General features: G+C 60.5%; 22 protein-coding genes. 19 read left to right on the forward strand and 3 right to left on the reverse strand.

Features of this window, described 5'->3' with window-relative positions:
- Positions 1-75 precede the first annotated feature (75 nt).
- The 8 genes from EQV90_RS10205 to EQV90_RS10240 all read left to right on the forward strand — a co-directional run bounded on the left by EQV90_RS10205 (position 76) and on the right by EQV90_RS10240 (position 9,128).
- On the forward strand, positions 76-861 hold the full coding sequence (locus EQV90_RS10205) for an oligogalacturonate-specific porin KdgM family protein (RefSeq protein ID WP_003440992.1): 786 nt from the start codon (positions 76-78) through the stop codon (positions 859-861).
- Between the two features lie 38 nt (positions 862-899).
- On the forward strand, positions 900-2,204 hold the full coding sequence (locus EQV90_RS10210; RefSeq protein ID WP_240878059.1) for a histidine-type phosphatase: 1,305 nt from the start codon (positions 900-902) through the stop codon (positions 2,202-2,204).
- Between the two features lie 150 nt (positions 2,205-2,354).
- Positions 2,355-3,647, forward strand: a complete 1,293-nt coding sequence (locus tag EQV90_RS10215; RefSeq protein ID WP_003440986.1) for a histidine-type phosphatase — start codon at positions 2,355-2,357, stop codon at positions 3,645-3,647.
- Between the two features lie 117 nt (positions 3,648-3,764).
- A complete protein-coding gene (locus EQV90_RS10220; protein WP_240878060.1) occupies positions 3,765-4,700 on the forward strand; it encodes a LysR substrate-binding domain-containing protein in 936 nt (311 codons plus the stop codon).
- 142 nt (positions 4,701-4,842) lie between these two features.
- Positions 4,843-6,297: an FAD-dependent tricarballylate dehydrogenase TcuA gene (gene tcuA / locus EQV90_RS10225; RefSeq protein WP_003440983.1), complete on the forward strand. Its 1,455-nt coding sequence runs from the start codon at positions 4,843-4,845 to the stop codon at positions 6,295-6,297.
- On the forward strand, positions 6,284-7,441 hold the full coding sequence (tcuB, locus tag EQV90_RS10230; RefSeq protein WP_003440982.1) for a tricarballylate utilization 4Fe-4S protein TcuB: 1,158 nt from the start codon (positions 6,284-6,286) through the stop codon (positions 7,439-7,441). Before tcuA ends, tcuB begins: the two co-directional genes overlap by 14 nt.
- A gap of 47 nt (positions 7,442-7,488) precedes the next feature.
- Positions 7,489-8,790, forward strand: a complete 1,302-nt coding sequence (locus EQV90_RS10235) for an MFS transporter (protein WP_003440980.1) — start codon at positions 7,489-7,491, stop codon at positions 8,788-8,790.
- A gap of 86 nt (positions 8,791-8,876) precedes the next feature.
- On the forward strand, positions 8,877-9,128 hold the full coding sequence (locus tag EQV90_RS10240; RefSeq protein ID WP_010655885.1) for a hypothetical protein: 252 nt from the start codon (positions 8,877-8,879) through the stop codon (positions 9,126-9,128).
- 9 nt (positions 9,129-9,137) lie between these two features.
- On the opposite strand, the gene EQV90_RS10245 is transcribed toward EQV90_RS10240, so the two are convergent.
- On the reverse strand, positions 9,138-9,899 hold the full coding sequence (locus EQV90_RS10245; RefSeq protein WP_003440976.1) for a FadR/GntR family transcriptional regulator: 762 nt from the start codon (positions 9,897-9,899) through the stop codon (positions 9,138-9,140).
- Positions 9,900-10,137: 238 nt separating this feature from the next.
- Between EQV90_RS10245 and EQV90_RS10250 the strand changes: the two genes are divergently transcribed.
- From EQV90_RS10250 to EQV90_RS10285, 8 genes are all read left to right on the forward strand, one after another.
- Positions 10,138-10,878, forward strand: a complete 741-nt coding sequence (locus EQV90_RS10250) for an SDR family oxidoreductase (RefSeq protein ID WP_240878062.1) — start codon at positions 10,138-10,140, stop codon at positions 10,876-10,878.
- Between the two features lie 110 nt (positions 10,879-10,988).
- Positions 10,989-11,837 carry a fumarylacetoacetate hydrolase family protein gene (locus EQV90_RS10255; protein WP_240878063.1) on the forward strand — a complete coding sequence of 283 codons (849 nt, stop codon included), beginning with the start codon at positions 10,989-10,991 and terminating at the stop codon, positions 11,835-11,837.
- A gap of 14 nt (positions 11,838-11,851) precedes the next feature.
- A complete protein-coding gene (locus EQV90_RS10260; protein WP_003440967.1) occupies positions 11,852-13,129 on the forward strand; it encodes an L-fuconate dehydratase in 1,278 nt (425 codons plus the stop codon).
- A 24-nt stretch (positions 13,130-13,153) separates the two neighbouring features.
- A complete protein-coding gene (locus tag EQV90_RS10265) occupies positions 13,154-14,017 on the forward strand; it encodes an amidohydrolase family protein (protein ID WP_240878064.1) in 864 nt (287 codons plus the stop codon).
- Complete coding sequence (locus EQV90_RS10270) at positions 14,014-14,790, forward strand: SDR family oxidoreductase (RefSeq protein ID WP_240878065.1); 777 nt, start codon at positions 14,014-14,016, stop codon at positions 14,788-14,790. Before EQV90_RS10265 ends, EQV90_RS10270 begins: the two co-directional genes overlap by 4 nt.
- Positions 14,787-15,119, forward strand: a complete 333-nt coding sequence (locus EQV90_RS10275; RefSeq protein WP_003440958.1) for an L-rhamnose mutarotase — start codon at positions 14,787-14,789, stop codon at positions 15,117-15,119. The genes EQV90_RS10270 and EQV90_RS10275 overlap by 4 nt, the downstream gene beginning before the upstream one ends.
- Positions 15,120-15,564: 445 nt before the next feature.
- Positions 15,565-16,791, forward strand: coding sequence for an L-fucose:H+ symporter permease (gene fucP / locus EQV90_RS10280; protein ID WP_010655890.1), 1,227 nt, complete (start codon positions 15,565-15,567; stop codon positions 16,789-16,791).
- 37 nt (positions 16,792-16,828) lie between these two features.
- Positions 16,829-18,136 (forward strand): MFS transporter, encoded by a 1,308-nt coding sequence (locus EQV90_RS10285; RefSeq protein ID WP_003440953.1) that lies wholly within the window; start codon positions 16,829-16,831, stop codon positions 18,134-18,136.
- Between the two features lie 130 nt (positions 18,137-18,266).
- Here EQV90_RS10285 and EQV90_RS10290 read toward each other — a convergent pair whose 3' ends face one another.
- Positions 18,267-19,547: an MFS transporter gene (locus tag EQV90_RS10290; protein WP_003440950.1), complete on the reverse strand. Its 1,281-nt coding sequence runs from the start codon at positions 19,545-19,547 to the stop codon at positions 18,267-18,269.
- 116 nt (positions 19,548-19,663) lie between these two features.
- Positions 19,664-20,620, reverse strand: coding sequence for a LysR family transcriptional regulator (locus tag EQV90_RS10295; RefSeq protein ID WP_003440947.1), 957 nt, complete (start codon positions 20,618-20,620; stop codon positions 19,664-19,666).
- 106 nt (positions 20,621-20,726) lie between these two features.
- Here EQV90_RS10295 and EQV90_RS10300 point away from each other — a divergent pair, with 106 nt between their 5' ends.
- The 3 genes from EQV90_RS10300 (at position 20,727) to denD (ending at position 23,445) form a co-directional block, all read left to right on the forward strand.
- Positions 20,727-21,467: an SDR family oxidoreductase gene (locus EQV90_RS10300; RefSeq protein WP_003440944.1), complete on the forward strand. Its 741-nt coding sequence runs from the start codon at positions 20,727-20,729 to the stop codon at positions 21,465-21,467.
- Between the two features lie 112 nt (positions 21,468-21,579).
- Positions 21,580-22,428 carry an ureidoglycolate lyase gene (locus EQV90_RS10305; protein ID WP_003440933.1) on the forward strand — a complete coding sequence of 283 codons (849 nt, stop codon included), beginning with the start codon at positions 21,580-21,582 and terminating at the stop codon, positions 22,426-22,428.
- Between the two features lie 45 nt (positions 22,429-22,473).
- Positions 22,474-23,445, forward strand: a complete 972-nt coding sequence (denD, locus tag EQV90_RS10310; protein ID WP_010655893.1) for a D-erythronate dehydrogenase — start codon at positions 22,474-22,476, stop codon at positions 23,443-23,445.
- Positions 23,446-23,451 lie beyond the last annotated feature (6 nt).

The raw sequence follows: 23,451 nt of genomic DNA on the forward strand, positions 1-23,451 counted from the left end.
CAAGGAGTTGTGTGTTTCCCAAGAGCAATACCGCCGTGTCTTGGAACTAACAACAACAATAAACGAGCAAACAAGATGACCTATCCATTGAATGAAGCCCTGAACACATCTTTTTTTTCGCCGCGGAATGCACACGTGTGCAAACCCGGTCGCTACAACGGTCTGATCGCCGCCCTGTGCTTCACAGCACTGGAAGGCGCGCTCATGCTGATGCCCACTGCGTCCCACGCACTGGATCTGGACTACCAGCATCAGTACAACGAAAAGGATCGCGACCACACCGACAAGGTGATGATCACCCAGGCCCTGGACAATGGCCTGGCGTTCTCCTTCCAGATGGTTGCCAGCCCCGCAGTCAAGGAAAACGGTCAGCCCGGCCAGCCGTTTGAACACATGACCAAGGATTCCCTGAAAGGCAAGGTCAAGTATTCACACAAACTCACCAAGCGCCTGAAGTTCAAACCCAAGTTCACCTACTCCCAGGGCAAGGATAAAAAGTCCTATAAACCGGCGTTCAAGTTCCCCTACGAGTTGAACAACAGTTTTTCCGTGATCCCCGGTTACTACTACAAGGTCACCACCTATAAAGATGACGGCAAGGAAAGCAAAAGGGACAACGTCTGGTCATTGGGCGGCAAGTACCGAACCGACCGGATGTCCATCGGCATAGCGCGCAAAGAGATTTACAGCAACCAGATAGCGTTTGACGGCAAGAAGCGTAACTACAGCAACAAGTTCGTCATCGACTACAAAGTGACCCACCGGTTTATTCCTTACTTTGAAGTGGCCGACGTGTACGTCGACAAAGACACCGACGAGCGTCAGGCCCGCTATCGCGTGGGCTTTAAATACAAATTCTGATCGCGCGCCCCCCTGCAACCCCCTCCAGGAGACTGTGAATGAACGTTTCTCTTTCGGCCCTTTTTCGCCTCAGCGGCCCGCTGCTGACGGCGGCCCTGAGCATCAGCGCCCCCCAGATTGCCCACGCCCAGGACAACGGCCACTACGTACTGGAAAAAGCCGTGCAGGTCAGCCGCCACGGCGTACGCCCGCAGACCGACACGCAAAAACTGGTGGACGCCACCCGGCGCGAGTGGCCCACCTGGCTGGTGCGTGACCGCGAACTCACCGGCCACGGCTATCTGGCAGCCAGCCTGATGGGCGCCTGGCAGGCCGGGCACTATCGTCAGGCCGGGTTGCTCCCGGCGGGTTGCCCGGACACCACCACGGTGTACACCTTGTCCAGCCCCAAACAGCGTACCCGCGCCACCGCTGGCGCATTGCTCGACGGCATGTTCCCCGGCTGCGGACAAAAGGCCCTGGCCAGCACGGAAAAACTCGACCCGCTGTTCCAGACCGACAAGATGGACTTTGCCCGCATCGATCCGGTGATCGCCAAAGGTGAAATCCTCAAGGCCCTGGGCGGTGACCTGCAGGCGGCGAAGGCCCGACTGCAACCGGACCTGGACCTGCTCAAGGCCGCAGCCTGTATCGAAGGCAAACCATGCCCGTTCTACGAAGCCGAATGGGTGCTTAAACAGAATGATGAGGGGCGTCTGAAGATCAAGGGCCTGGACAAGGCGTCATCCCTGGGCGAAACCTTTCGCCTGCAATACAGCGAAGGCAAACCTTTGTCCGAAGTCGCTTTCGGCCATGCCGCCAACGCCAAACAGGTGATGGCCCTGACCCGACTGCACCGCGCCAAGTACGACTTCGTCAATGACACGCCGCACATTGCCAAACGCGGTGGTTCGCAGTTGATGAACCAGCTGCTGCTGGCACTGGAACAAGGCACCGCACTGGAAAAATCCGACCCGCTGGGCAATCCGCCCAAAGCCCCGTTACTGGTGATTGTCGCCCACGACACCAACCTCTCGCACTTGCGCACCATGCTCGGCTTTCACTGGGCCCTGGGCGAGTACCAGCCCGGCAACATCCCGCCCACCGGCACCCTGGCCTTTGAACGCTATCGCGATACCAACAGTGGCGAACGCTTCATCAGGACCACCTTCGTGACCCAGTCACCGGATCAGATCCGCAACCTGACCCCGCTGACCGGCAACAACGCGCCGCTGCAGGTGGACTTCGAACAGCCCGGCTGCAAGAAAACCGCGGTTGGCACCCTGTGCCCGCTGGAGAGTTTTGCCAGCAACCTGAGCAAAGCCATTGACCGCACAGCGATGACCACAGCGCGCTACCCATAAACCCGCAGGCTGCGATGGGGCCGGACAGAGACGAAGGTCCTTGGGCCCTTATCGCAACCTTTGGCAGCGACTACAGGATTCACCGTACTTGAGTCATTAGCCGACTAGACTCTGCGCCCATTGTGTCCAGGAAGACTAAAAGGAAAACCCATGAAGACCTCGCTCTATGCCAGCCTGCTGCTGGCCGGCATGCTCAGCCCGCCAGCCTTTGCCCAAACGCCATCCAGTGACGGCTACGTCCTGGATAAAGTGGTACAGGTCAGCCGCCACGGAGTCCGCCCGCCTACCGAGTCCAATGAAAAACTGCTCACCAGCGTCACCCAACGCCAATGGCCGACCTGGCTGGTGCCCCTGGGCAACCTGACCGGTCACGGCTACACCGGCGCCGTGGAAATGGGCCGCTACCGGGGCCAGGTGCTGCGCACTGCCGGGCTGATCCCCAAAGGCTGCCCGGACGCCAGCCAACTGCTGGTCCATGCCAGCCCCCTGCAACGCACCAAAGCCACGGCCCAGGCCTTGCTCGACGGCATGTTCCCCGGTTGCGGTTTCCAGCCGACCTACGTTGCAGGCAAACAGGACGCCCTGTTCCAGGCCAATGAAATGCCATTTGCCGCACTCGACCCGGACAAAGCCAAGGCCGGCATATTCAAAGCCCTGGGGGGCAGCATCGAAGCCGCCCAGGCACGCTACAAACCCTATGAAGAAAAACTTCGGGAAGTGGCCTGCTTGCCGGGTGCTGATTGCCCGTACGGCAAACAGCCCTGGGTGCTCGAAGAAAATGCCAAGGGCCGCTTCTCGATCAAGGGCCTGAGCGCCGGGGCCAACATGGGCGAAGTGTTCCGTCTGGAGTACAGCCAGGGCCTGCCGCTGGACAAGGTCGCTTTCGGTAATGCCCGCACCCCGGCCGAAGTGTCGAGCCTGATGGTACTGACCAAAGCCAAATACGACTTCCTCAATGACATCCCCTATATCGCCAGCCGTGGCGCATCCGAGCTGATGAACCAGATTTCCCTGGAGCTCAAGCAAGGCACCTCCTTCGCCAAAAAAGATGCCCCAGGCACCCCGCCCGATGTACCGCTGATGCTGCTGGTGGCCCATGACACCAACATCTCGTACCTGCGCACCATGCTCGGCTTCGGCTGGAAACTGGGTGACTATCTGGAAAACAACATCCCGCCGGTGGGCACCCTGCAGTTCGAGCGTTACCGGGAAGTCAAAACCGGCGAGTACTTTTTGCGCATCGCCTTTGAAGCCCAGTCGATGGATCAGATCCGCAACCTGACCCGGCTGGACGGCGCCGAAAAACCGCTCAAGGGTGATTTCGCCAGCGCCAAAGACTGCCGCAAAACCAGCGTCGGCCTGCTGTGCCCGCTCAAAGAGGCGCTGCTGAAAGTCGATCAGAACATTGATCCGACCGCGCTCACGCCTTACAGCTTCCAATAACCGGCGGCCTGGGGTAAAAGTCGCTTTCTGCGTTGAACCCGGGATGGGCACAATAGCGGCGCGACTCGCCAGGCATTTCCCGGCGTCTGAATCAGCATTTGAGGGGAGCGGTATCGTTTGGAGTTGAGGCAACTGCGCTATTTCGTAAAGATTGTTGAACTGGGCAGTCTTGGACGTGCCGCCCTGGAGCTGGAGGTCGGGGTTTCGGCCCTGAGCCAGCAAGTCTCCAGGCTCGAAAACGAGCTGTCGACCCGCCTGCTGAATCGCACCTCCACCGGCGTCACCCCCACCAACGCCGGTGTTGCCTTTTTACATCACGCCCAACTGACCCTGCGTCAGGCGGAAAACGCCGTGATGGCTGCCCATCGCGGCCGTATGAGCGGGTACGTCAGCGTCGGCCTGGCCCCGACCACGGCTACCGTGCTCGCGCTGCCCTTGATCAATGCGATGCGTGAGCGCTATCCGGACATTCAGTTGCATCTGGTGGAAATGCTGTCGGGCCATTTGGCCACGCAGCTCAATGCCCGCCAGATCGACCTGGCCATCCTGTTTCAGCTCGAAGGCGGGAAGCGCTGGAGCATCACCCCCCTGCTGGATGAAAAGCTGTTTGTCATCGCCTCACCCCAATTGCCCAATGCTCCTCGCGGTGATGGCGTGCAGATAGCCGATCTGGGGGGCTTGCCGCTGGTGATGCCGAGTTCGCAACACGGGCTGCGTTCAACCTTGATGACGGCCTTTGAGCGGTCGGGGATCACCCCCAATATCGTGATGGAAGTCGACGGTCTGGCAATCTTGATGAACGCCGTGCGGGCCGGGCATGCCGCCACGATTCAACCCGGCGCGGCAGCGGCGCTTAAAGGCGAGTCCGGGCTTTCACTGGTGCAAATCACTGATCCCCATGTGGGCCGGCGTAATCTTCTGGCGACCCTGGCCGATGACGAACTGTCCCCGGCGGCGCTGGCCACGCGGCTGGTGATGGTAGAGGTGGCAAAAAAACTGGTGCTCGATCAGCAATGGCCCGGCGCAACCCTGGTTGAAACCGCCAGCGGCTAGCAACCCGAACCGGCCAACCCTTTAATAAAACTAAACACCCCGCGTCGAATCCCGTCTTTCGGCGCTTTGCGCTGTCACCTACCTTCTCCCTCCTTTGCAAGGCGCACTTTGCTCCGGCTGCCTTGGGAACCGAGGAGAAATAATGATCGATGTACTCATCATAGGTGGCGGCAATGCAGCCCTGTGTGCCGCACTGATGGCTCGGGAAGCCGGCGCCAGCGTCATGCTGCTTGAAGCCTCGCCCAAGGTTTGGCGAGGCGGCAATTCACAACACACGCGTAACCTGCGCTGCATGCACGATGCTCCTCAGGATGTGCTGATCGATGCCTATCCCGAAGAGGAATACTGGCAAGACCTGCTGAAGGTCACCGGCGGTATCACCGATGAGAAGCTGGCCCGAATCGCCATTCGTGCGTCGTCCACCTGCCGCGACTGGATGCGCTCCCACGGCGTGCATTTTCAACCGCCGCTATCAGGCGCGCTGCATGTGGCGCGGACCAACGCCTTTTTCATGGGCGGCGGTAAAGCCCTGGTCAATGCTTATTTCCGCAGTGCCGAACGCTTGGGCGTCGAGATCCGCTACAACACGCAAGTGACCGACATTGAGCTCAAGGACGGCAAATTTATCGCCGCCCACATTGGCGCCCATGAGGTCGATGGCCAGGCCGTGGCCGCGCAACGCATTGAAGCCCGGGCCTGCGTACTGGCAGCTGGCGGCTTTGAGTCCAACCGCGAATGGCTGCGCGAAGCCTGGGGGCAGAATGAACGGGGGGAATGGCCTTCGGACAACTTCCTGATCCGTGGCACACGGTTCAACACCGGTATCCTGCTGCGGCGCATGCTTGATCACGGTGCTGATGGCATCGGCGATCCGACCCAGGCGCACATGGTCGCCATTGATGCTCGCGCCCCTCTGTATGACGGCGGTATTTGCACGCGCATCGATTGCGTATCCCTGGGTGTGGTCGTCAACCGTGACGGCGAGCGGTTCTACGATGAGGGCGAAGATTTCTGGCCCAAGCGCTATGCCATCTGGGGACGGCTGGTGGCGGGCCAACCGGGTCAACAGGCGTACTCGATCATCGACCAGCAAGCCATCGGCCGCTTCATGCCGCCGGTCTTCCCCGGTACCCGGGCCAACACCCTTGAGGATCTGGCCCGCCAGTTGCAGCTGCCCCAGGCTGCGTTCGTGAAAACCGTGGAGGACTACAACCAGGCCTGTCACGTCGGCACCTTCGACCACACCGCGCTGGACGATTGCCACACCCGGGGGCTGACCCCGGCCAAAACCCATTGGGCACGGCCGCTGGTGCAACCACCGTTCTATGCCTATCCGCTCAAACCGGGCGTTACCTTCACCTATCTGGGCCTTGCCACCGACGAAACCGCTGCCGTGCATTTCAATGGCGAGCCCAGCCCCAACCTGTTCGTTGCCGGCGAAATGATGGCCGGCAACGTGCTGGGCAAGGGCTACACCGCGGGTATCGGCATGGCCATCGGTACTGCGTTCGGGCGTATTGCCGGCGTCCAGGCCGCGGCCTCCGTGGGCTATGGCCCTTCCTCCACGATATCGGAATCTCGACATGCAACTGTTTGATCCCAAGGCATCCGGCGAATTGATCCCGGTATTGAACCTTGATGAAACCGAAGTCCAGCGCCAGCTGGCGATATGCAACTCCTGCCGTTACTGCGAGGGCTTCTGCGCGGTGTTTCCGGCCATGACCCGGCGTCTTGAGTTTGGCCAGGCCGATATCCACTACCTGGCCAATCTTTGCCACAACTGTGGTGCGTGCCTGCATGCCTGCCAATACGCAGCTCCCCACGAATTCGCAATCAATATACCCAAGGCCATGGCCAAGGTACGCCTGGACACCTACGCCGAATACGCCTGGCCCAAGGCCCTGGGCACTTTGTATCAGCGCAACGGCCTGACCCTGGCTCTGGCCACTGCGGCGGGGCTGACGCTATTTCTGTGCCTCATGCTGCTGGTGATGGGCAATCTCTTTACCGCTATGCCCGGGGGCAATTTCTACGGAATTTTCCCGCACAACACACTGGCATTGATGTTCGGGCCGGTGTTCGGCTTTGCAGTGCTTGCCCTGACCCTGGGCGTACGCCGCTTCTGGCGCGATGTATCACCTGCCAGTGCCAGCCTGGGGCTTAAAACCTCAGCGGCCCTTGAGGCGACGTCCAGCGTTGCCCGGCTCAAGTATCTGGACGGCGGGCATGGCGAGGGCTGCAACAATAGCGACGACGCTTTCACCCTGTGGCGTCGGCGCTTCCACCACCTGACCTTCTACGGCTTCCTGCTGTGCTTCGCAGCGACCGGCGTCGCCACCCTCTATCACTTTGTCCTGCACTGGTCGGCTCCGTATCCCGTGTTCAGCCTGCCCGTGATGCTGGGGATTGTCGGTGGGCTTGGCCTGCTGGTCGGCCCCGCCGGGTTGTTGTGGCTGAACCTGCGCCGTCATCCGGATCAGGGCGACGAGCAGCAAAAACCCATGGACCGCGGCTTTATCGCACTGCTGCTGTTGATCAGTGCCAGCGGCCTGGCGTTACTCGCCCTGCGTGAAACCAGCGGCCTGGGGCTGGCTCTGGCGATCCATCTCGGCCTGGTCATGGCGTTCTTCCTGACCATGCCGTACAGCAAATTTGCCCACGGCATCTTCCGCAGCGCAGCACTGCTCAAATACGCCATCGAAAAGCGCCAGCCAAACCCGATCAACGCGGCAAGCGACTGACACCAGAAGCACTCATTCCAATAACAATATCCAGCAAGACGGTAGCCATGATGAAAACAACAACAGAAACAAGCCGCAAAAAGGGGTCCAAGCTGGGCGCCATTTTGCGGGTCACCAGCGGTAACTTCCTCGAACAGTTCGACTTCTTCCTGTTCGGCTTTTACGCCACCTATATCTCCAGGACCTTCTTTCCGGCGACCAGCGAATTTGCCTCGCTGATGATGACCTTTGCAGTCTTTGGCTCCGGCTTTTTGATGCGCCCGCTGGGCGCCATCATTCTGGGTGCCTACATCGACAAAGTGGGGCGGCGTAAAGGGTTGATCGTAACGCTGTCGATCATGGCCGCGGGCACGGTACTGATTGCACTGGTGCCGGGCTACGCCAGCATCGGCATTGCCGCACCGGTTCTGGTGTTGCTGGGACGGCTGCTGCAGGGATTTTCTGCGGGTGCAGAAATGGGCGGTGTTTCGGTTTATCTGGCTGAAATCGCCACACCCGGGCGTACCGGTTTCTACACCAGCTGGCAATCAGCCAGTCAGCAGGTGGCGATCATTCTGGCCGCCGCTCTGGGATACTCGATCAATACCTATATGGAGGCATCCGAAATTGCCGCCTGGGGCTGGCGCATTCCGTTCTTCATCGGCTGCGCGATTATCCCGTTCATCTTCGTCATTCGCCGTTCGCTGGAAGAAACCGAAGACTTCAAAGCCCGACGCCACCATCCGAGTACCCGTGAAGTGTTCCGCTCCATGCGTGATAACTGGCGGACCGTACTGGCGGGCGGCCTGCTGGCTTCCATGACCACTACCACCTTCTACCTGATCACGGTCTATACCCCGACCTTCGGCAGAACCGTGCTCAACCTGAGCACCACCGACAGTCTGGTGGTGACCCTGTTCGTCGGCCTGAGCAACTTCATCTGGTTGCCCATTGGCGGTGCGCTCTCCGACAAGATCGGCCGTCGGCCCCTGCTGCTGGGCATTTCCCTGCTGTGCATGCTGACCGCCTACCCGGCCATGCACTGGCTGGCCGAGGCCGCGAGCTTTGAACGGCTGCTCATCGTGCTGCTGTACTTCTCGTTCTTCTTTGGTCTGTACAACGGCGCAATGGTGGCGGCCCTGACCGAAGTCATGCCGCAAAACGTGCGGGTGGTGGGGTTCTCTCTGGCCTTCAGCCTGGCTACCGCGTTGTTCGGTGGCTTTACCCCGGCTATCTCGACCATCCTGGTGCAAACCACCGGAGACAAGGCATCACCTGCGTTCTGGCTGATGTTCGCGGCCTTCTGCGGGTTCTGCGCAACGATGGCGCTCTATCGTCAGCATAAAGCGCCGGTGCTCAACGCGGCATAAGCAAATAGCCGTGCCCCCTGTGTAGATACGCTCACGTGAGATACATTGAGCTCGCATCTAATAACAACACTCCCACAGGGGGAAACTTGAACACTAATCAAAAGCTCAGAACTTTCGACCGTATCCGTGAAGCAGTACTCCCTGAATTTCGCGACCGGGTAGCTGAATACCTGGTGGTGTATGAAGAGGCATTGCACGACGAACATGCACCTGTGGACGTCGTGCGCTCTACCGCAAATCAGCTCAGGGGCTATCTGCGCGGCCTGAACACCACCCGGGTACTGGGCATGGCTGATCTGGAAGAGCTGGACCGGCGTATCAGCGAATCCTGGCTGTGATCACGGCGCTTACTGAGCGCTGCGACTGAAAATCCGGATCACTTCATCCAGATGCTCGGCCATCGCCTGACGCGCAGCGGCCGGGTCATGCTGCTCCAGCGCCTGCAGCACTCGCCGGTGCTCATCTTCGGAACGATGGGGCATGTCACCTGAGCCGTAATGACTTTGCAGGCGCTGGAACATGCTGCCGTAACGATGGCCCAGCAGGTGCTGGATCATCAGCGCGTAGGCCGGATTGTCCGAGGCCTGGGCGATGCGGATATGGAACAGGCGATCACCGGGATGGGTGTGCGAGTCCTGGCGGTTGTCCTGCACGTTGCGCTCGAACGCTTCGCGGATGCCTGCCAGTTCTTCATCGCTGGCATTCACCGCCGCCAGCGCCGCGGCTTCGGGTTCGATCAGACGGCGCGCCTGGAGCAAGGCGAAGGGCGGGATCTCGGCACTGAAATCCACCTCGATACCCAGCTCGGGGTCCAGTTCTTTCCACTGGTTGCGCGTAACCTGGGCCATCACCGGTTCATTGGATACCGCTTGTACCGGCGGCTCGCATACCAGCACCCCGTTACCCACACGCACATCCACCAGACCAATCACTTCCAGCGCAATCATCGCCTCGCGCACAGAAGCCCGGCTCACCCCCAGCAACTTGGCCAGCTCGCGTTCGGCCGGCAAACGGCTGCCCGGCGGAAATTCTCCGCTGTCGATCAAGGCCCGCAACTGATCGGCGATCTGTCGATAAAGTCTTTGGTTATCAATTACTTGAAATGGCATCGTGAAATAAGCTCTGGTCTGGACAGCGTTCGACGAGCACTTTTGGGGAAAAAAGACGCTTGTTGATGCTTGAGGTGCATGCTACAAAAGGCCCAATGGCCTGACCATTGAACGGATAACGTAAAGCGATCATAGCAAACCTTATCCCGATACTTGCGTGGTTTTGCCATTTGCTACGCCCACAATGGCCTGACCATTGGGCCAAAATAAAAATAATGAACTGCAACACGGAGCATCTATGGATCTTTCCGGCAAACGCGTACTGATCACGGCCGCCGCCCAGGGCATTGGCCTGGCCAGTGTCCAGGCATACCTCGCCGCTGGCGCTGAAGTATTCGCCGCCGACATCAATGCCGCCGCCCTCGACGCCCTCGAAGGCGCACACCCTGTTCTTTTAGACGTTACCGATGCCGGTGCCATCGAGCGCCTGGCCAGTGAGCTTGGCCCGCTGGATGTGTTGTTCAACTGTGCGGGTGTGGTGCACAGCGGCAATATCCTGCAGTGCAGCGAAAAAGACTGGAGCTTCGCCCTGGACCTCAACGTCACCGCCATGTACCGCATGATCCGCGCCTTCCTGCCGGGCATGCTGAGTAACGGCGGCGGTTCGATCATCAACATGGCGTCGGTGGCATCCAGCGTCAAAGGCGTGCCCAACCGTTTTGCCTACTGCGCCAGCAAGGGTGCCGTGATTGGCCTGACCCGTTCGGTGGCGGCTGACTTTGTGAGCCAGAACATCCGCTGCAACGCCATCTGCCCCGGCACCGTCGACTCCCCTTCCCTGCGTCAACGCATCAGCGAACAGGCCCTGCGCGAAGGCCGCAGTGTCGAGGAGGTGTACGCCGCCTTCGCTGCACGCCAGCCCATGGGCCGCATCGGCAGCGCCGAAGAAATCGCCCAGTTGGCGCTGTATCTGGGTTCCAGTGCCAGCGGCTTCACCACCGGCACCGCACAAATCATCGATGGCGGCTGGAGCAACTAGCCCCTCTCCACACCTGTAGGAGCGAGCTTGCTCGCGAGCTGTTGATCTTGAAAAAAGCTCGCGAGCAAGCTCGCTCCTACAGGGACTTGATAATTGATAAAGGAATTTTCATGAAACTGCTGCGCATCGGTAACAAAGGCCAGGAACGTCCCGCCCTGCTTGATAACAACGGTCAATTGCGCGACTTGTCCGCCGTAATCCCCGATATCGCAGGCGACAGCCTCAGCCTGCAAAGCATTGCCCGCCTGCAAGAGATCGACCCATCGACCCTACCGCTGGTACAAGGCTCGCCACGCATTGGCGCCTGCGTCGGCCAGGTCGGAAAGTTCATTTGCATCGGCCTCAACTACGCTGACCACGCCGCCGAAACCGGCGCCGCCATCCCGGCTGAGCCGGTGGTGTTCAGCAAGTGGACCAGCGCCATTGTCGGCCCCGACGACGATATCGAAATCCCGCGCAATTCCCGTAAAACCGACTGGGAAGTCGAACTGGGCGTGGTCATCGGCAAGGGCGGGCGCTATATCAGCGAAAGCGACGCCCTTGAGCATGTAGCCGGTTACTGCGTGATCAACGACGTGTCCGAGCGCGAGTTCCAGCTGGAGCTGGGCGGCACCTGGGACAAAGGCAAAGGCTGTGACACCTTCGGCCCGCTCGGCCCGTGGCTGGTCACCCGGGATGAAATCGCCGATCCGCATCAGCTCGACCTGTGGCTGGAAGTCGACGGCAAGCGCTATCAGAACGGCAACACGCGGACGATGATTTTCCAGATCCCGAAAATCATCAGCTACCTCAGCCAGTTCATGAGCCTGCAACCCGGTGATGTGATTTCCACCGGCACCCCGCCCGGGGTCGGCCTGGGCATCAAGCCCGAGCCGGTGTACCTGCGCGCCGGCCAGCAAATCCGCCTGGGCATCGCCGGCCTTGGGGAACAAAACCAACGCACCGTGAATGCCGAGTGACAGGGAGCTGCGCCATGACCACCATTACCGCCGTACGCGTTGAAGATATTCGCTTTCCCACATCGCAATCCCTGGACGGTTCGGATGCGATGAACCCGGACCCGGACTACTCCGCCGCCTATGTGATTCTCGAAACCGATACCCCGGGTCTGGAAGGCCACGGCCTGACCTTCACCATCGGCCGCGGCAACGAAATTTGCTGCGCTTCGATCAAGGCCCTGGCCAGCCTGCTGGTGGGCTTGAAGCTGGAATGGATCGCCGAAGACATGGGGCGTTTCTGGCGCCACGTCACCAGCGACAGCCAACTGCGCTGGATCGGCCCCGACAAGGGTGCAATTCACCTGGCCACCGGCGCCGTGGTCAACGCCGCCTGGGACCTGTGGGCCAAAGCCGAAGGCAAGCCGGTATGGCGCCTGGTGGCAGACATGAGCCCCGAGCAATTGGTGCGCTGCATTGATTTCCGCTACATCACCGACTGCATCACTCCCGCCGAAGCCCTGACCTTGCTGCGCGAACGCGCCCACGGCAAAGCCGGGCGCCTGGCACTGCTCGAAGCCAACGGCTACCCCTGCTACACCACCTCGGCCGGGTGGCTGGGCTATGCCGACGACAAGCTGCGCCGCCTGTGCCAGGAAGCGGTCGATGCCGGGTTCTCCCACGTCAAACTCAAAGTCGGTCACGACCTGCAGGACGACATTCGCCGCGTACGCATTGCCCGTGAAGTGCTGGGCCCGGACCGCCAGTTGATGATCGACGCCAACCAGGTCTGGGAAGTCGATACCGCGATCGACTGGGTGCGTGAACTGTCGTTCGCCAACCCCTGGTTTATCGAGGAGCCCACCAGCCCGGACGACGTCGAAGGCCACCGCAAGATCCGCCTCGGTGTGGCCCCGGTCAAAGTGGCCACCGGCGAGATGTGCCAGAACCGCATCGTGTTCAAGCAACTGATCATGCGTGAAGCGATTGATGTGGTGCAGATCGATGCCTGCCGCCTGGGCGGGGTCAACGAAGTGCTGGCCGTGATGCTGATGGCCGCCAAGTACAACTTGCCGGTGTGCCCGCACGCCGGCGGGGTTGGCCTGTGCGAGTACGTGCAGCACCTGTCGATGATCGATTACCTGTGTCTGGCCGGCACCCATGAAGGTCGGGTGGTGGAATTTGTCGATCACTTGCACGAGCACTTTGAAGACCCGTGCGTGATTCGCAACGCGGCCTATATGCCGCCACAGGCGCCGGGGTTCTCGATCCAGATGAAAGCCGCGTCCCGCGAACAGTACCGCTATCGGGGCTAAACCAACGGACGGAGCACAATAACAATGTCGTCCTCACCCTCACTACGGCTCGATGCACACCAGCACTTCTGGCGCTATGACGCCGCGGCCTATCCCTGGATCGGCCGTGACATGAGCGCTTTGCGCCGGGATTTTCAGCCCGCTGATCTGCGCCCGTTGCTGGACGCAGCCGGGTTCGACGGCTGCATTGCCGTGCAAGCCCGGGCCTGCGAAACAGAGACCGATCAGTTACTGGCACTGGCTGAACGCTACCCGTGGATTCACGCCGTGGTGGGCTGGGTCGACCTGTGCGCCGCCGACCTTGAACAGTCGCTGGAACGCTGGGCGCAAGCGCCGGCCTTGCGAGGCTTTCGTCATCAGTTGCAAGACGAACCCGCGCCGCCCGACTTCATGCAAAACCCGGCGTTTAACCGGGGGTTGAACACCTTGCAACGCCGGGGGCTGGTCTATGAAGTGCTGATCAAGGCTGCGGATTTACCCGCTGCAACCGCTTTGTGCCAACAGCACGACCAGCACGCCATGGTGCTCGATCACTTGGGCAAACCCGATGTACAGGCCAACGATTTACCAACCTGGGCCCGGCAACTCGCCCCCTTGGCCGCCCTGCCCCATGTCAGTTGCAAACTGTCGGGGTTGATCACCGAAGCCCATTGGCAACACTGGAACAGCGCACAACTGACGCCTTATCTGGACACCGCACTGCAGCTGTTCGGCCCCGAGCGCCTGATGTTTGGCTCGGACTGGCCGGTGTGCCTGCTGGCCAGCCAATACGCCGATACCTGCAGCCTGGTCGACAGCGCGCTGCAGGGTTTGAGTGCGCCGCAGCAAGCAGCGGTTTGGGGTGGCAATGCCTGCGCCATTTACGGGATTGAAGGAGTGAAGCAATGAATCTTTATCTGCAGGACAAGGTTTTTATCGTTACCGGCGGTGGCTCGGGCATTGGTGCAGCCATCTCTTTGGGCCTGGCTGACGAAGGTGCGATCCCGGTGATTTTCGGCCACAGCCCGCTGTCCGATGAACTGGCGCGGCAACTGGATCAGCGTGGCGCGCAAAGTCTGTTCATCCAGGTTGAATTGCGCGATGAAGACGCCTGCCGCGCCGCCGTCGCCAGCGTGTTGCAGCGTTTCGGGCGCATCGACGGGCTGGCCAATAACGCCGGGGTCAACGATAGCGTGGGGCTTGAAGCCGGGCGTTCGGCGTTCGTCGAATCCCTGGAAAAAAACCTGATCCACTACTACCTGATGACCCACCTGTGCGTTGACGCGCTGCGGGCCACCCGCGGTTCCATCGTCAATATCAGTTCCAAGACTGCCCTCACCGGGCAAGGCGGCACCAGCGGCTACACCGCGGCCAAAGGTGCGCAACTGTCGCTGACCCGGGAATGGGCCACCTCTTTACTGGCTGATGGCATACGGGTCAACGCCGTGATCCCGGCCGAAGTCATGACCCCGCTCTACGAGCGCTGGATCAGCAGCTTTGCCGACTCCGAGGCCAAGCTGGCGAGCATCGTCGAAAAGATCCCCTTCGGCCAACGCATGACCACCAGCGAAGAAATCGCCGACAGCGTGCTGTTTCTGTTGTCGCCACGCGCCTCCCACACCACTGGTCAATGGCTGGTGGTGGATGGCGGCTACACCCACCTCGACCGGGCGCTGACATGAACCGCCAATGCCTGGCCCTGGACCTGATCGACGACCCGGCGCTGATTGCCGAATACGAGCGCTTGCATCAACGGATCTGGCCACAGATCAGCGCCCACCTGCACCGCCATGGCGTACTGGACATGCAGATCTGGCGCCTGGGTACACGGCTATTCATGGTCATGGACACCGGCCCGCAGTTCAGTAGCGACGCGTTTGCACAGGCCGCTGCCAGCGACCCCAACGTGCAGCAATGGGAAGCACTGATGTGGCGCTTTCAGCAACCTACGCCCTGGACACCACCGACAGAGAAATGGGCACCAATGACCCGAATCTTCAGCCTCACATAACCCTGTAGGAGCGAGCTTTCAAGATCAAAAGATCGCGAGGCAAGCTCGCTCCTACAGGTGATTCGGTGATTCATGCCGGCAGATACAACGCTCTAAAAACAACAGACAGAGAAGTAGGCACCAATGACCCGGATTTTCAGCCTCACATAACCCTGTAGGAGCGAGCTTGCCTCGCGAGCTTTCAAGATCGAAAGATCGCGAGACAAGCTCGCTCCTACAGATGATTCGGTGATTCATGCCGGCAGATACAACGCTCTAAAAACAACAGACAGAGAAATAGGCACCAATGACCCGGATCTTCAGCCTCACATAACCCTGTAGGAGCGAGCTTGCCTCGCGAGCTTTCAAGATCAAAAGATCGCGAGACAAGCTCGCTCCTACAGGTGATTCGGTGATTCATGCCGGCAGATACAACGCTCTAACAACAATAACAAGGAGATGCGCCATGTCATTCAAGCACTCGAACGTCGCAGCACCGCCCATTGTCCGTGGGGTTACGTCCTATCGCTGGGCACTGATTCTGGTGACCTGCCTGTTCTTTCTATGGGGCCTGTCCTATGGCCTGCTGGACGTGCTGAACAAGCACTTTCAGGAAACCCTGCACGTCAGCAAGGCGCAATCGGGCTTGCTGCAAAGCGCGTACTTCGGGGCGTATTTTCTGATCGCCCTGCCCGCCGGTTTGCTGATGGACAAGTACGGCTACAAGGCGGGTATCCTCCTCGGTCTGTGTCTCTACGCCACAGGCGCCCTGCTGTTCATGCCGGCCGCCGCCGCGCAGAGCTTTCAGTTCTTTTTGTTCGCCCTGTTTGTGATTGCCTGCGGCCTGGGCTGCCTGGAAACCGCCGCCAACCCCTATGCCACGGTATTGGGTTCACCTGCGGGCGCTGAGCGACGTTTGAATCTGGCGCAATCGTTCAATGGCCTGGGGCAGTTTTTCGGTCCATTGATTGGCGGTGCACTGTTCTTCAGCGGCGCCAACAGCGCCGACACCACGCAATCGCTGCAAATGACCTATCTGGTCATTGCCGCGATGGTGTTGCTGGTCGCTGTGCTGATTGCCCGTACCCCGCTGCCCGACTTGCGCGAGCAGGAAGCCGAGGTTCAGCAGCACAACCCCAAAACCCTGTGGCAGCACCGCGAGTTCGTCACCGGGGTCATCACCCAGTTCTTCTATGTCGGCGCGCAGGTCGGCGTCGGCGCGTTCTTCATCAACTACGTGACCGAACACTGGGCGCAGATGAGCAGCCAGCAAGCCGCGTATTTGCTGTCGGTGGCCATGCTCAGTTTTATGTTCGGCCGTTTCTTCAGCACCTGGCTGATGGGCCGGGTCAATGCCCAGCTTATGCTGCTGATTTATGCGCTGATCAACGTCGCACTCTGCGTGGTGGTGGTGCTGGGGTTTGAAGGCGTTTCGGTGGTGGCACTGGTGGCGATGTTCTTCTTTATGTCGATCATGTTTCCGACCCTGTTCGCCATGGGCGTGAAGAATCTGGGCGCGCATACCAAGCGCGGAAGCTCGTTCATGATCATGGCCATTGTCGGCGGTGCGTTGCTGCCCTACGTGATGGGGCTGGTGGCCGACCACTCGTCCACTGCCGTGGCTTATCTGTTGCCGATGGGCTGTTTTGTGATCGTCGCAGCTTATGCCCGTGCGGCCCTGAAAAAAATCTGATTGCTGTACTCCATAAAAAAAACAAACGGAGCACTTCATGTCCAACCCCGTATTGCAACAAGCACTCAGCAAAATCCGCTGGCGCATCCTGCCCTTTGTCGCACTGATGTTTGCCATGGCAATCATCGACCGCTCCAACATCGGCTTTGCCAAACACGCCTTGCAGGCAGACACCGGCCTGAGCAACGCCGCGTTTGCGCTGGGCGCGGGTATTTTCTTCATCGGCTATGCGGTGTTTGAAGTACCCAGCAACCTGATGCTGCACAAGGTCGGCGCGCGTATCTGGCTGAGCCGGATCATGGTCACCTGGGGCCTGGTGTCGGCGGCGATGATGTTTGCCCACGACGAAACCAGCTTCTACATTCTGCGCTTTCTGCTGGGGGTGGCCGAAGCCGGCCTGTCGCCGGGGGTGGTGCTGTACCTGACCTACTGGTTCCCGCAGAACCAGCGCGGTTCGGCCTATGGCATCTACTACTTCGGGGTGCCGGTGTCGCTGATGGTGGGCGGCCCGGTGTCGGGCTGGCTGCTGGAGTCCGCGCAGTTCGGCCTCACCGGCTGGCAATGGATGTTTCTCACCGAAGGCCTCGCGGCCTCGGTCATCGGCGTGTTTGCGTTCTTTTACCTGACCGACAAACCCCGGGACGCCAAGTGGTTGAGCAACGATGAAAAGGCTGCCATCGAACACGAGCTGGACAAAGAGCAACAGCTCAAAGCCAACAAAGGCCCGTCTTCGTGGCGCGCCGCGCTGATCAACCCCAAGGTGCTGTACTTCACCCTGATCTACTTCACGATTCAGGTCAGCGTGTATGGCGTGCTGTTTTATCTACCGACCCGGATCGCCGAACTGCTGGGCACCGGCATTGGCCTGAAGGTAGGCCTGCTGACGTCGATCCCGTGGATCGCCACAGTGATCATGCTGTATGCCGTGACCCGGCATGCCGACCGCAAAGGCCAGCAAACCCGCTTCGCGGCAATCATGCTGGCACTGGCAGCGGTGGGCATGGTCGGCTCGACCTTGAGCGGCAGCTTGCCACTGGTAATTCTGGCGTTCTGTGTCGCGGCAGCCGGATTTATCACGGTGCAACCGCTGTTCTGGACCTTGCCAACCCGTTTTCTGGGGGGTGCGGCAGCGGCCAGCGGGATTGCGGTGATCGGCGCCCTGGGCAACCTCGGCGGCTTCCTCGCGCCAACGGTCAAGACCTGGGCTGAGCAACACTTCAACAACCCCCATGCGGGCATGTACTTCCTGGCCGCTATGGCGTTGCTGGGAGCCTTGATGTTGATGCGCTCGGCAAGGGCGGGCAAGCAGGCCGACGGCGCGCAGACGGTGCAGTCACCGGGATAAAAACCCACCCACCCCCCTGCCCCCCCTGTAGGAGCGAGCTTGCTCGCGAGCCCTTGAAGAGCTCGCGAGCAAGCTCGCTCCTACAAGAAGCTCGTTCCGACAAGAAGCTCGCGCCTGCAGAAGTTCGCTTTCAGGCCGCTGCCGGTGCGCCATCCGGCTTGAGTCGCGGTTCTACGGGTACACCCGGCTCTTTGAGCAGCGCGAAGTAGGCAAACGCTGAACACACCGCCACCACCGCGCTGATCACGAACGCCGTGGAAAAAGAGCCGCTCTGCTGCACGCTGAAGCCGGTCAGGATCGGCGCCACGGAGCCCGCCAGATAACCACCGAAATTCTGGATCGAGCCGAACGACGCCACCCGCTCCGAGGGCACGATGGTGTTGACGATCATCCACGCGGTGGCGCTGGAGATGTTAATGAAGAACATGGTCAGGCACAGCAGCACCACACAGGCCACAACGTTGGTGGTGAAGGCGACGATCAGGGTGAACAGCGCCCCGCCGAGCAAGCCGAGGATGACCATCAATTTGCGGCTGGCCAGCACCCGCATGCCGCGCGCCACCAGACGGTCGCAGCACTTGCCGGCCACGATGGTGCCCAGCGCGCCGAACAGATAGGCCAGGGATACCACCCACGCCGTGCGATACAGGTCCAGGCCGTGTTCGCGCTCAAAGTAACCGGGCAACCAGGTGAGGTTGAGCCAGATCATGTAGATCACGCCCATGAATCCGAGAAACGCACCCCAGGTGTTGCGGTCTCTGAACAGTGAGGTCCAGGCCACCTTCGGCGCCTTTTTCTGTTGCACCGCCACCGGCTCGGCGCGGCCCGTCTCAGCCATGTACTGGGCTTTGCTTTTGTAGAATTTGAACCAGCACACCGCCAGCAACAGCCCCATGACACCGGTGAGGATGAACATCCCGCGCCAGCCCAGATGAACCATGAATACGGTCAGCAATGGTGGCGCCAGGCATGGCCCGATGCAGGTCGATGACCAGACCCAGCCGGTGGCCGTGCCACGTTCCTGGGTGTCGAACCATTCGGACAAGGCCTTGGCCGCCGAAGGAAACACCGGGGCTTCGCCAATCCCCAGTAATACCCTTAGCCCCACCAGATGCCCGTAGCTGCTGAACAGGCCGAATGCCGCCTGCGCCACCGACCACACCACCAGGGATCCACCCAGCGCCAGTTTGCTGCCGAGTTTGTCGATCAAGGCGCCAAGGGGTAACTGCGAGAAGGCGTAGGCCACGGAAAAGGCCGAGAGCATTACCCCCATCTGCATGGGGCTGATGGCCAGGTCGTGCTGGATGGTGGTGTTGGCAATGGACAAGGCGCTGCGGTCCAGGTAGTTGACCACGCCAATCAGGAACAGGAAAAAGATCGTCAGGTTTTTGTAGGTTTTTATTGTTTTCATGCACGCCTCTCGTGAGCGGTTGCGCTCCTGCCCGACAGGTGGAGCGTTGCTCACTGTAGTTGGCGTCCCGGTTACTGCCCAATCACATGATTCGATCGACTAATAACCTCGAGTTATCAAGGCGTCTGGGGGGGACCGCGCAGAGCATCCGGGCCACTCAAAAGTGCATCGATAAAGGCTTTCGCGGACCATTGCGCTACTTCGTTGCGCCGGGTAATGACCCCGTAATCGGCCAGCACCAGCGGAAACGGCAGCGCCAGACGGGTCAAGCGCCCGGCGCGGATTTCCGGCTCCACCATCGACTCTGCCAGCATCGCCACCGTCGGGGTGGTTTGCAGCAGTTGCATGGTCGTTTGCAGCGACACGGTTTCTACCGTGTTTTCCGGGGTCTGCATGCCCGCTTCGACAAAGGCCTGCTCCACCCGCATGCGCATCGGCGTGCCCGTGGGGTAAATCACCCACGGCCAACTGCCCAGATCAGCCAGCGGTACTTCGCTGGCCCCGGCCAGCGGGTGCTGGCTGCCCGTGACCAGGCACAGCGGCTCCGGCGCCAGGGCCTGAAAATCAAACAGTTCGCGATGACGGTCGAGGGTAAAGCGGGCCACCACCACGTCCAGCTCCTTGTGTTCGAGCATGGCCAGCATGTTGGCGCTGGTGCCCTCGAGCACCTGCAAGGTGAGCAGCGGCCAGTCTTGTTTGACCCGCACAATGGCCGCCGGAACGGCCAAAGCCGTGGCGGCGTAGATGGTGCCGACTTTCAGCAGGCCATGGCCGCCCTGGCGCAAATGATTGATCTGACCGACAAACTGCCCGGTGTCATTCAATGCGATCTGGGCAAACCGGGCCACATGACTGCCCAGATCGGTCAGCGACATGCTGCGTGGCAAGCGCGCAAACACTTCAAAGTCCAGCTGGTGCTCGATCTCCCGCAACATCTTGCTCACCGCGGGCTGGCTGATGTTCATTTCATGGGCGGTGGCATGCATGTTTTGCGTGCGCGCCAGGGTGTCTATAAGCACCAAATGGCGATAGCGCAGCCAGTTGCACAGTTGATTAAATCCGACATCAGCCATCCGATAACCTCCGGTTATTGAGACTTAAGAATATCTCATTGGCGATTATCGAGAAGCAATATTAGGGTGAACCGGTCGCGCTAAATAAAAACAATGGAAACCGCCCATGAACCTTGCCAATAAACGCGTAGTGATCACCGCTGCGGCTCAGGGAATCGGACTGGCATCGGTGCTCGCGTTCCGCGATGCAGGCGCCGAGGTCATTGCCACCGACCTGCACATTCAGGCACTGCAGGACATTCCCGGGATCCGCGTGCTGCAACTGGACGTGACGCAACCTGCGGCCATCGCTGCCGTCTGCCAGCAGGTCGGAGCGGTGGACGTGCTGTTCAACTGCGCCGGTTACGTTCATAGCGGCGCACTGCTGGACTGCGACGAACAGGCCTGGCAGTTCTCCTTCGATCTCAATGTCACGGCCATGTACCGCATGATCAGCGCCTTCCTGCCCGGCATGCTGGCCGCGGGCGGTGGCAGCATTATCAACATGGCCTCGGTGGCTTCCAGCGTAAAAGGCGTACCCAACCGCTTTGCTTACACCGCAAGCAAGGCCGCAGTTATCGGCCTGACCAAATCGGTGGCCGCGGACTACGTGCGCCAGGGTATCCGTTGCAATGCCATTTGCCCCGGCACGGTGGACTCGCCGTCCTTGCGCCAGCGCATTGCCCAACAGGCGCTGGAACAGGGCCGTACGCAAGCCGAGGTGTATCAGGCATTCGTCGACCGCCAGCCCATGGGCCGCATCGGCACCGCCGAAGAAGTCGCCCGCCTGGCCTTGTATCTGGCCAGCGACGCCAGCGCCTACACCACCGGCACCACCCAGGTGATTGATGGCGGGATGAGTAACTGAAATGCATAAATCCTCTGCAGGAGCGAGCTTGCTCGCGAGCTCTGGCTTGAAACGCTCGCGAACAAGCCCGCTCCTGCAGGCACCGTTTTTCTTATTGGATGAAGGAGTTTTTATGAAACTGCTGCGCTACGGCGAGAAAGGTCAGGAAAAACCGGGGCTGCTGGATGCCCAGGGCAAGATTCGCGATTTGTCGGCACACATCGCCGATGTAGCCGGCCAGGCACTGGATGCCGCAAGCCTGGCCGCCCTGGGCAAAATCGACCCTTGCAGCCTGCCGCTGGTCAGCGGTTCGCCACGCATTGGCGCCTGCGTCGGCCAGGTCGGCAAGTTCATCTGCATCGGCCTCAACTATGCCGATCATGCCGCCGAGTCGGGCCTGGATGTGCCATCGGAACCGGTGGTGTTCAGTAAATGGACCAGCGCCATCTGCGGCCCCAACGACAACGTCGAGATCCCCCGCGACTCGACCAAGACCGACTGGGAAGTGGAGCTTGGCGTGGTGATCGGCAAAGGCGGACGCAATATCGATGAACACAATGCCATGGACCACGTGGCCGGGTTTTGTGTGATCAACGATGTCTCCGAACGCGAGTGGCAACTGGAACGTGGCGGCACCTGGGACAAGGGCAAGGGCTTTGACACTTTCGGCCCCCTCGGCCCGTGGCTGGTCACCCGCGACGAAATCAGCGACCCGCACCAGCTTGACCTGTGGCTTGAGGTCGACGGACAGCGCTACCAGAACGGCAATACCCGCACCATGGTGTTCCAGATCCCGGCCCTGATTGCTTACCTGAGCCGCTGCATGTCGCTGCAACCGGGGGATGTCATCTCCACCGGCACTCCGCCGGGCGTGGGCCTGGGGGTAAAACCGGCACCGGTGTATCTGCGTCCCGGGCAGGAAATACGCCTGGGCATCAGCGGCCTCGGCGAGCAACGCCAGCGCACGGTACAGGCTGACTGACCCACAGCAGGCCTTGAAAATAATCATAAGAAACAGGAGCAACACATGCGGATTCTGATCACTGGCGGTACCGGCTTCATCGGCAAACAACTGGCCCAACGCCTGCTCGACCTCAACAGCCTGACGCTTGAAGGCCAGGCCCCCCGCGCGATCGAGCGCATCGTGCTGTTCGACACCTTTGCCGGTGAAGACCTCCCCGTCGACCCGCGTATCGAACTGGTGACCGGCGATGTAGCCGACCCCGAAGTGATTGCCCGGGTCACCGACGGCGTGGACCTGGTGTGGCATTTGGCAGCGGTGGTCAGTTCGGCTGCCGAGGCCGACTTCGACCTGGGCATGCAGGTCAACCTGCACGGCCTGATGCTGTTACTCGAAACCCTGCGCAAACAGGGCAACGCCCCGCGTTTTGTGTATGCCAGCGGCTTCGCCGTATTCGGTGGCGAGCTGCCGGACGTGGTCGACGACAACACGGTACTCACCCCGCAATCGTCCTACGGCATGCAAAAAGCCGTGGGCGAACTGCTGGTGGCCGACTATGCCCGCAAGGGCTTTGTCGATGGCCGCGTGCTGCGTCTGCCAACGGTGGCAGTACGCCCCGGCAAACCGAACAAGGCGGCATCGACGTTCTTCAGTTCGATTATCCGCGAGCCGCTGGTGGGCCTGCCTGCGGTCTGCCCGGTACGCCCGGACACACAGGTCTACCTGACCTCGCCACGGCGGATTATCGAGTCAATGCTGCTGGGCATGACCCTGTCGCCAGAGACCCTGGGCAATCAACGGATCATCCCGCTGCCGGGTGTGACCACCACCGTTCACGACATGGTCTCGGCGCTGCAACGGGTCGCGGGTGAGCAAGTGACCAAACTGATTCGCTGGGAACCGGACGCGACCATCCAGCGCATCGTCGAGAGCTGGCCGAGCAAGGTCGAGGCGCCCCGCGCCCGCGCCCTGGGCTTCACTGCCGACGCCGATTTCGACGCCATCGTGCGCGCGCATATTGAAGACACTGCCGTTTGAGACCTC

It is taken from the genome of Pseudomonas sp. TMW22089, from assembly GCF_022496645.1.
GTDB classification, from domain to species: domain Bacteria; phylum Pseudomonadota; class Gammaproteobacteria; order Pseudomonadales; family Pseudomonadaceae; genus Aquipseudomonas; species Aquipseudomonas paraversuta.